The 8,812-nt window shown below is 32.4% G+C and carries 8 protein-coding genes, 1 pseudogene and 1 riboswitch; of the genes and pseudogenes, 8 read left to right on the top strand and 1 reads right to left on the bottom strand.

What is annotated here, in order from left to right; all coding sequences use genetic code 11:
• Positions 1–50 precede the first annotated feature (50 nt).
• A riboswitch (cobalamin riboswitch) is annotated at positions 51–323 on the bottom strand.
• Between the two features lie 260 nt (positions 324–583).
• The 4 genes from ACIQZC_RS06940 (at position 584) to ACIQZC_RS06925 (ending at position 4,299) form a co-directional block, all read left to right on the top strand.
• Positions 584–1,714 (top strand): ABC transporter substrate-binding protein, encoded by a 1,131-nt coding sequence (locus tag ACIQZC_RS06940; protein WP_396138507.1) that lies wholly within the window; start codon positions 584–586, stop codon positions 1,712–1,714.
• Positions 1,715–1,845: 131 nt separating this feature from the next.
• The gene (locus ACIQZC_RS06935; RefSeq protein ID WP_396138506.1) at positions 1,846–2,871 is read left to right on the top strand and encodes a FecCD family ABC transporter permease; all 1,026 of its coding nucleotides are present in this window, start codon (positions 1,846–1,848) and stop codon (positions 2,869–2,871) included.
• Between the two features lie 147 nt (positions 2,872–3,018).
• Positions 3,019–3,429, top strand: coding sequence for a GxxExxY protein (locus tag ACIQZC_RS06930; protein WP_396138505.1), 411 nt, complete (start codon positions 3,019–3,021; stop codon positions 3,427–3,429).
• Between the two features lie 84 nt (positions 3,430–3,513).
• Positions 3,514–4,299, top strand: coding sequence for an ABC transporter ATP-binding protein (locus tag ACIQZC_RS06925; protein WP_396138504.1), 786 nt, complete (start codon positions 3,514–3,516; stop codon positions 4,297–4,299).
• A gap of 1 nt (position 4,300) precedes the next feature.
• Here ACIQZC_RS06925 and ACIQZC_RS06920 read toward each other — a convergent pair whose 3' ends face one another.
• A complete protein-coding gene (locus tag ACIQZC_RS06920; RefSeq protein ID WP_396138508.1) occupies positions 4,301–4,867 on the bottom strand; it encodes a pseudouridine synthase in 567 nt (188 codons plus the stop codon).
• Between the two features lie 81 nt (positions 4,868–4,948).
• On the opposite strand from ACIQZC_RS06920, the gene rmuC reads away from it, so the two are divergent.
• The 4 genes and pseudogenes from rmuC to ACIQZC_RS06900 all read left to right on the top strand — a co-directional run.
• Positions 4,949–6,295 carry a DNA recombination protein RmuC gene (rmuC, locus tag ACIQZC_RS06915; protein WP_396138503.1) on the top strand — a complete coding sequence of 449 codons (1,347 nt, stop codon included), beginning with the start codon at positions 4,949–4,951 and terminating at the stop codon, positions 6,293–6,295.
• A gap of 3 nt (positions 6,296–6,298) precedes the next feature.
• On the top strand, positions 6,299–6,856 hold the full coding sequence (locus ACIQZC_RS06910) for an acyl-CoA thioesterase (protein WP_396138502.1): 558 nt from the start codon (positions 6,299–6,301) through the stop codon (positions 6,854–6,856).
• Between the two features lie 80 nt (positions 6,857–6,936).
• Positions 6,937–8,058, top strand: a complete 1,122-nt coding sequence (locus tag ACIQZC_RS06905) for a hypothetical protein (RefSeq protein ID WP_396138501.1) — start codon at positions 6,937–6,939, stop codon at positions 8,056–8,058.
• A gap of 12 nt (positions 8,059–8,070) precedes the next feature.
• A pseudogene (locus ACIQZC_RS06900) lies at positions 8,071–8,812 on the top strand (hypothetical protein); the annotation flags it as partial.

Raw genomic sequence — 8,812 nt, 5'->3', positions numbered from 1 at the left:
GGGAGAAAAGCACAGAATTTACCCATACTCAAACTTTTTTTCCCGAAAGTTTGTTACTCAACGAATGTGGCAGGTCTCCTGGCTTGCGTCTTGTTATCGACCTTCTCATTCGCCAAGGCAAACAATGGTATTGTAGATAATAACAAGCTTTGTAGCTTACAGTTGCGGGAACAGCTCAAGATTTTTGATTTAAGTTTGTCGAATTTAAATTTATGAAGTATTCTAAAATCATAAATCACTATTCAACAATCATCAATCACTTGATTCCCTTTTAATGTTGTTTTGAAAATTCAGAAACAACAACCAAAATTCGATTGCAAATGTACTATATTTTTATAAAATTTAAATCTAAAACTACTTCTTCTTGTTCATTTTTCGCTATAACCAAATAATACCTATTACAAAGTGGGCAATAACAATCGTGGCAACTGCATAAATAAACTCGTTAGAATCTGTTCTCATTTTTTTTTGGCAAATTTAGTTTTTTTTGTAACACAGAGTTTCACAAAAAAACTTTGCGTCTTTGCGTATTTGCGTCTTTGCGAGCAGAAAATAAAAAAACTACATTTGCAAAAACAATTTTATGCGTCACTATTTTTTATTAGTCGTTTTGTTTTTGGGTTTAACCCAATGTAAAAAATCGGATGATTCTGCAAATCTGAATACTTCTACACAAAACAGTGTTCAATATGCAAACGGATTTTCCATTGAAAAACATCATGGTTTCTCAATAGTAAAAGTAACGAATGCCTATCCAGAAGCTAAAAAAAATTACACCTATATACTGCATAAAAAAGGTATTCAAATTCCAGATAGTTTACAACAATTTACGTCAATTGAAGTGCCAATTAAAAAAGTAATTGTTACTTCAACAACGCATATTCCTGCTTTAGAATCTCTAGGTGTAGAAAATACTTTAATGGGTTTTCCATCAACACAATACATTTCTTCCGAAAAAACAAGAGCTTTTATCGATGCAGGAAAAGTAAGAGATTTAGGTTCTAATCAAGGATTGAATACCGAAGTTATTTTGGACATTCAACCCGATGTCATTGTAGGATTTAGTGTTGATGGCGATTTGAAAACCTATAGAAATTTAGAAAAAAACGGTCAAAAAATAATCTTCAACGGCGATTGGACTGAAAAAACACCTTTGGGAAAAGCCGAATGGATTAAGTTTTTTGGCGCTTTGTATGATTTGGACGAAAAAGCGACAGCAATCTTCAATTGGATAGAGAAAGAATACAATTCGGTACTAGCTTTAGCAAAAAAATCAAAAAATCAACCCACTATTTTTGCAGGAGCCATCTACGAAGATCAATGGTTTTTACCCCAAGGCGATAGTTGGGCAGCCTATTTTTTAAAAGAAGCTAATGGCAATTATTTATGGAAAGATTCTAAAGGAACTGGAAGTTTAGCGTTGTCTTTTGAAAGTGTATTAGACAAAGCCAAGGACGCTGATTTTTGGATAGGTCCCGGCCAATTTACTTCAATTCAAGAAATTTTGGATAACAATCCTAATTATATTCATTTTAAAGCAGTTACTAATAAAAATATATATTCGTTTAGTACTAAAAAAGGAAAAACAGGCGGCATCATTTATTATGAACTAGCCCAAAATCGACCTGATTTAGTATTGAAAGATATTGTAAAAATTTTGCATCCTGAAGTATTACCGGATTATGAATTGTTCTTTTTTGAGAAGTTAAAATAATTTTTGCTCGCAAAGACGCAAAGTCGCAAAGATATTTTTGTGAAACTTTGTGAAAAACTTCGTGTAACTTTGTGCTACAATAGTAAACTAAAATTTATTCTAAAAACGTAATTTAGCCAAAAATTCATTTCATGCAATTTACCAAAAAACAAAACCTTCTTTTTATCCTCTTGCTTGTTGCAATGGTATTTTTGTTTTTGCTGAATATTAGTTTAGGTTCGGTTTCTATTCCATTGAAAGAAGTGATAAAAGGGCTTTTTTCGCAAAAAATGAGTAAAGAAAGTTGGGAAATTATTCTCTGGAATTTTCGTTTTCCAAAGGCAATAACCGCTATTTTAGTTGGTATTGGACTTTCAATGAGTGGTTTATTGATGCAAACGTTGTTTAGAAATCCACTTGCTGGACCCTATGTTTTAGGCTTAAGTTCGGGTGCAAGTTTAGGAGTAGCTTTCATTATTTTAGGTACAGGATTTTTACCCACTTTTATTTCAACGTTCTTTTTATCCAATTACGGATTAGTTTTGGCTTCAAGTTTAGGTAGTTTTTTGGTATTAATGGCTGTTTTATTAGTTTCCCAAAAGCTTAAAGACACCACGGCAATTTTAATTGTTGGGTTAATGTTCGGAAGTTTTACAAGCGCAATTGTTTCGGTATTATCCTATTTTACTTCGGCTGAAAAATTACAGAAATTCACCTTTTGGTCAATGGGAAGTATTTCAAATTTATCTTGGAATGAAATTTCACTTTTATCACTATTTGTATTCATCGGAATTGGAATCAGCTTTATAGTAATTAAACCTTTAGACGCATTATTATTGGGTGAAAAATACGCTCAAAGCATTGGAATCAACTATAAAAAAACTCGAATACTAATCATAATAGCTACGAGTATTTTAGCTGGAAGCATTACTGCTTTTGCTGGTCCTATTGCATTTATTGGTTTAGCTGTTCCACACATGGCAAAATTATTATTTCAAACAAGTAATCATTTTGTTTTGTTTTGGAGTACACTTTTACTTGGCGCGATTGTAATGCTTTGTTGCGATACGATTGCTCAAGTTCCAGGAAATGATATTACTTTACCAATTAATGCAATAACTTCTGTAATTGGAGCACCAGTAGTGATTTGGCTTTTGGTTCGAAAGAAACGTTTTTAGATTAAAATTGTTAAATTGAGATAAACCACATAGAAACATAGGTTTATTTTTTGTTGAGATTACTAAAGAAAACTAGTTTTTACTCATAGCCTGTAAATTAAAAAATTCTATTTAAAGCTAAATTTTCATTCAAGAAACACAAGACATATGACACAAAAATATTTAGACGAACTGACATTTAATGTTATTGGAGCTGCAATTGAAGTGCATAAAAACATGGGGAGCGGATTGTTAGAAAGTGTATACCAACAATGTATGATAGAGGAATTAAAGAATAAAAACATAAATTTTATTTCTGAATTTAAAGTTCCAGTAGTTTATAAAGGAAAAGAACTTGATATTGATTTTCGTTGTGATTTATTCGTAGAAAATTGTTTAATAGTTGAATTGAAATCTGTTTCTGAAATCAAACCGATTCATGATGCTCAGGTATTGAATTATATGAATTTAATGAAAGTTCCTAAAGGAATTATAATTAATTTTAATTGTTTTAATATATTCAGAGAAGGACAAAAAACATTTGTAAACGAATATTTTAAAAAATTAGAAAAAGAATAAAGCTATACTAAACTTTAGTTTCTAAATAAAACTCTATAAAAAAACTATGTTTCTATGTGGCTAAACCTATTTTTGTAATTTAAAATGAGTAAACAGAATTTCACCATACAAACGACAAATCTTTCGATTGGCTACAAGTCAAAATCGGAAACGATTACCATTGCTCAAAACATCAATCTCAACCTTGAAAAAGGCAAATTAATTGCTTTAATTGGGGAAAATGGAATTGGAAAATCAACGTTATTAAAAACCATAACCGGACTAATTCCTCCTTTAAATGGTGAAGTTAATTTATTAAACAAATCGCTTCAAAGTTTTAAACCACTTAATTTAGCTCAAGAATTGAGTATTGTATTGACTGAAAAATTGCCGCCAAGTAATTTAACTATTTACGAAATTATAGCTTTGGGAAGACAGCCTTATACCAATTGGTTAGGAACTTTATCTGAAGTTGATAAATCAAAAATTCAAGAAGCCATCGCATTAACCGATATTCAACATTTGATTCACAAAAAACACGATGAAATTAGCGATGGTCAGTTGCAAATTGCTTTAATTGCAAGAGCTTTGGCGCAAGATACTTCGATTATTATTTTAGACGAACCCACAACGCATTTAGATTTGGTTCACAAAGCAACTTTATTAAAATTATTGCAAAAATTAACCCACGAAACCGGTAAAACCATCCTCTACTCTACCCATGATATTGATTTAGCGATTCAAATGGCCGATGAGATGATTGTGTTTACTCCAACTCAAATTGTACAAGACCAACCCTGTAATCTAATTCAGACTGGTATTTTTAATACGTTATTTGATTCAGAACATTTGATATTTGATGCCACCATTGGTAAATTTAAAATCAAGTAAATTACACATCAAAACCAGTCACTTCTATAACTTCACCCGCTTTTAAATCGTTTAGATGAATATTTCCCACACGAACTCGAACCAACCGTAACGTAGGAAAACCAACAGCTGATGTCATTTTTCGTACCTGACGAAATTTTCCTTCGGTTAGAGTTATAGAAACCCAAGAAGTAGGTCCGTGCCGATCATCCCGAATCTTTTTACCTCGCTCGCCTAAATTAGGGTTTGATTCTAATTTAAAAGCATTGCATTTTTTGGTTTTGTATTTTTTGCCGTGCAAACCAATTTCAACTCCGTTTCTTAATTGTTCAACTGCTTCATCTGTAATGATTCCATCGACTTGGGCATAATATTCCTTTTCTACTTTTTTACTCCGAACGATTTCGCTCATCATGCCGTCATTGGTTAACAAAAGTAAGCCCTCTGAATCTTCATCTAAACGACCAATTGCCATCGTGTTATCTGGGAAATCATACAATTCTCCCAACAACTTCTTGTTGCGCTTGAGCTGGTAAATGAACTGCGACAAAAAGCCGTAGGGTTTGTGAATTAAGAAATGATGGTGCATGAAAATTATTTGTTGCAAAAATACATTTTTCAAATTTGAAGTTTAAATTTATTCCGTATTTTTACATTTTACAATCCATTTATGTCAGAATCAATGCTTATTTTAATCACTTTTATTATCGCACTTTCCGTTGGAATTTTTATCGGAAAGTTGCTTTTTACTGCTCAATCAAAATCTGAAAAATCAGGTTTAGAAGAACGAATCAATGGCTACTTAAGTCAAATTGAACAATTAAAAATTCAAATGAATCAGCTTGTTTCTGAAAAAGAAACGGTGCAAAAGGAAAAAGAATCATTGGCCATTCATTTGGCAAAAAAAGAGAATGATTTTGAAAATCTTTGGGAGCGCAATAAAGAACAAAAGCAAGAAGTAGAACAACTTCAGGAAAAATTCACCAAAGAATTTGAAAATTTGGCCAATAAAATTCTAGAAGAAAAAACCGTAAAATTCACCGAACAAAATAAAGAAAATTTAAAAAACATTCTTTCGCCTTTACAAGATCGAATCCAACTTTTTGAAAAGAAAGTTGAAGACACGCACAAAGAAAGTATCGATTATCATGCTGCTTTGCGCCAACAAATATTGGGCCTTCGCGAAATGAACGAACAAATGAGCAAGGAAACCATCAATCTAACCAAGGCATTAAAAGGCGATAGCAAAATGCAAGGAAATTGGGGTGAATTGGTGTTAGAACGCGTGTTAGAAAAATCAGGACTCGAAAAAGATAGAGAATATTTTGTACAACAAAGCCATACTACTGAAGAAGGTAATCGCGTTTTTCCAGACGTAATCATTAATCTTCCTGATGGTAAAAAAATGATTATCGATTCAAAAGTAACGCTTACTGCTTATGAACGCTTCATCAATGAAGAAGATGATAGTTTGAAAAATCAACATTTAAAAGAGCATGTGGTATCAATAAATAGACATGTAGAACAATTGGGAAACAAAAATTATCAGGATTTATATCAAATGGAAAGTCCCGATTTTGTATTGTTATTCATTCCAATCGAATCGGCTTTTGCAGTTGCATTAAATGAAGATACAACGCTCTATAATAAAGCCTTTGAAAAGAATATTGTAATTGTTACACCTTCTACTCTTTTGGCCACTTTACGCACGATTGACAGCATGTGGACCAATCAAAAGCAACAAGAAAATGCGATTGAAATTGCGCGTCAGGCTGGTGCTTTATACGATAAATTTGAAGGTTTTGTAGGTGATTTGATTAAGATTGGTAAAAAAATGGATGAAGCCAAAGTAGAATATGGTGCAGCCATGAATAAACTAACCGAAGGCAAAGGAAATTTAATTACCAGTGTTGAAAAACTGAAAAAAATGGGTGCCAAAGCCAAAAAATCGTTACCCGAATCGGTGTTAAAAAGAGCCGAAAACGATACCAATGAAATCTCTGAACTAAACGAATAAACTATGCATACTGCTAATACTGTTGCGGCATCAAAGATTACACTTTCTGAATTGATGTTGCCTTCCCATTCTAATTTTAGTGGAAAAATTCATGGTGGTTATCTGTTGAAATTAATGGACCAAATTGCATTTGCATGCGCTTCAAAATATTCGGGGTGTTATTGTGTAACGGCTTCTGTGGATACGGTAGATTTTTTAAATCCGGTTGAAATAGGCGAATTAGTTACGTTAAAGGCTTCGGTAAATTATGTTGGAAAAACATCAATGGTGGTAGGTATTAAAGTAATTTCTGAGCAAATTCAAACCGGCGTAAAAAAACATTGTAATTCCAGTTATTTCACAATGGTTGCTAAAGATGAATCGGGTAATAATGTAAACGTTCCAAAACTAATTTTATCTAATATGGAAGAAGTTAGACGTTTTTATGACAGCATCAATCGTATTGAAAACAAAAAGAAATACAAAACACTTGAAATGACATTTGATTATCAATCGCCTGAAGCATTAAAAAATCTGGCACAATACAATGTGGTAATTTCAAATACCATTTTAAAAATCTAAAGGTCAGTCATATAATAGTCTTACTATTTTAAAAAAAAAGTTATATTTGTTAATTAAAATATCAATCAAAGTAGGACAATATGATAAAAAAATACGCAATTCTTTCCCTTTTTGCTATTACAATTTCTTTATACTTTTCATGTGCAGACAACGATGACCAAGATTATACCGATGTTTCACCGGTAGTTGTAGACTTAAGTGCTGTACCTTTTGAAAAATTATCGGATTATCATTTTTTTAGCGGCGAATTAAAAAACCAAATTCCATCTACAGATGTAATTCCTTATGAGCCAATTTCATCCTTATTTACCGATTATGCACATAAAAAACGATTTGTATGGATTCCAAAAGGAGCAAAAGCAACTTATAATGGTGATCACAACATTTTAGAACTTCCGGTAGGTTCAGCAATTATTAAGACTTTTTATTACGACAATGTGCAACCTGCTAATACTACTAAAATCATTGAAACAAGAATAATGATTAGAAAAGCAGAGGGTTGGATTTTTGCCGATTATGTTTGGAATGACGATCAAACTGAAGCCTATATGGATTTAAACAGTAGCGTTAAAAACATTTCTTGGCGCGATGAAAATAATGTCGTTAGAAACATTGATTACCGAATTCCTAATGAAGCTCAATGCATTGTTTGTCATAAAACAAAAAGTTACATCAATAATGTATATAGTCAAGTTAATATCCCAATAGGCATAAAACCACAAAACTTAAACAAGCCTTTTAACTATGGGAGTGAAACTGCAAATCAACTTACAAAGTGGGTTCAACTTGGAATTTTAGAAAACAATTTCAATTTACCTACCGAAGAAAATACTACCGTAAACTATAATGATGTTAGTAAGCCTTTAGATAAAAGAATGCGCTCTTATTTTGATATCAATTGTGCGCATTGCCACACTGAAAATGGTCATTGTGATTATCGCCCAATGCGATTTTCTTTTTCTGAAACTTATAACAATTTAAACAATATGGGCGTATGTGTTGACACCCAAGATATGCAAGATTTTGCCCCAGATTTAAGCAAGATTGTAACTCCGAGAAGAGTAAATCAATCCATGTTATACCATAGAGTAAATACTGTTGATGAAACCTATAGAATGCCACTTCATGGACGTACAATTATTCATACCGAAGGGGTAACACTTATAGAAAATTGGATTAACTCTTTAGACGATTGTCGCTAATAATATTTGAATATGAAAAAAATTTACTTTTTAATGGTAATCGGATTTGGATTTGCAACGCTTTATGCTCAAGACAATTGCGCTACTGCATTACCTATTACAACCGCAGGAACATTTACAATAAGCACTATTAACGGAACTGAGTTACCTCAAACTCTGTGTAACTATACAAATGCATCTACAACTGCCGCAGAATGGTATGCATATACACCCACAAGTAATTATACGGTTACTGTTTCATCTGATTTAACAGAAAATATTTGTAAAGATACCCGATTAAGAATTTATAGTGGCACTTGTGCAGCTTTAACGTGTGTAATTGCTGATGATGATTCGGGGAGTATTAATTGTACATCAAATGGAAATTCATATTTGTCATTAGCTTCATTTAATGCCATTGCAAATACAACCTACTATATTGTTTGGGACAACCGCTATGCCGCTACAGGATTTAATTTTCAAGTTAGTGAACTTCCTGCAGGCTACAATCCTTGTGCAGCTGCAACGGTTATCACTGCTGGCACTACAACTGTAAGTGCTATAAACCAAACCAATATTAATACAGCTTGTTCCTCAACTACTTTATCTAAATGGTATACTTATACCCCTACAGCTAATGCTACAGTAACTGTTTCCTCTGATCTTATGATTAATATTTGTAAAGACACGAATTTTAGTGTATATACGGGTAATTGTACTTCGGGTTTAACTTGTATTACCAGTGATGATAATTCTGGGGTAATTGCTTGTAACG

Source organism: Flavobacterium sp. (assembly GCF_044338735.1).
Lineage (GTDB): Bacteria > Bacteroidota > Bacteroidia > Flavobacteriales > Flavobacteriaceae > Flavobacterium.
Note: the sequence above shows the minus strand (reverse complement) of the source record. Positions and strands in the feature narration are given on the sequence as shown.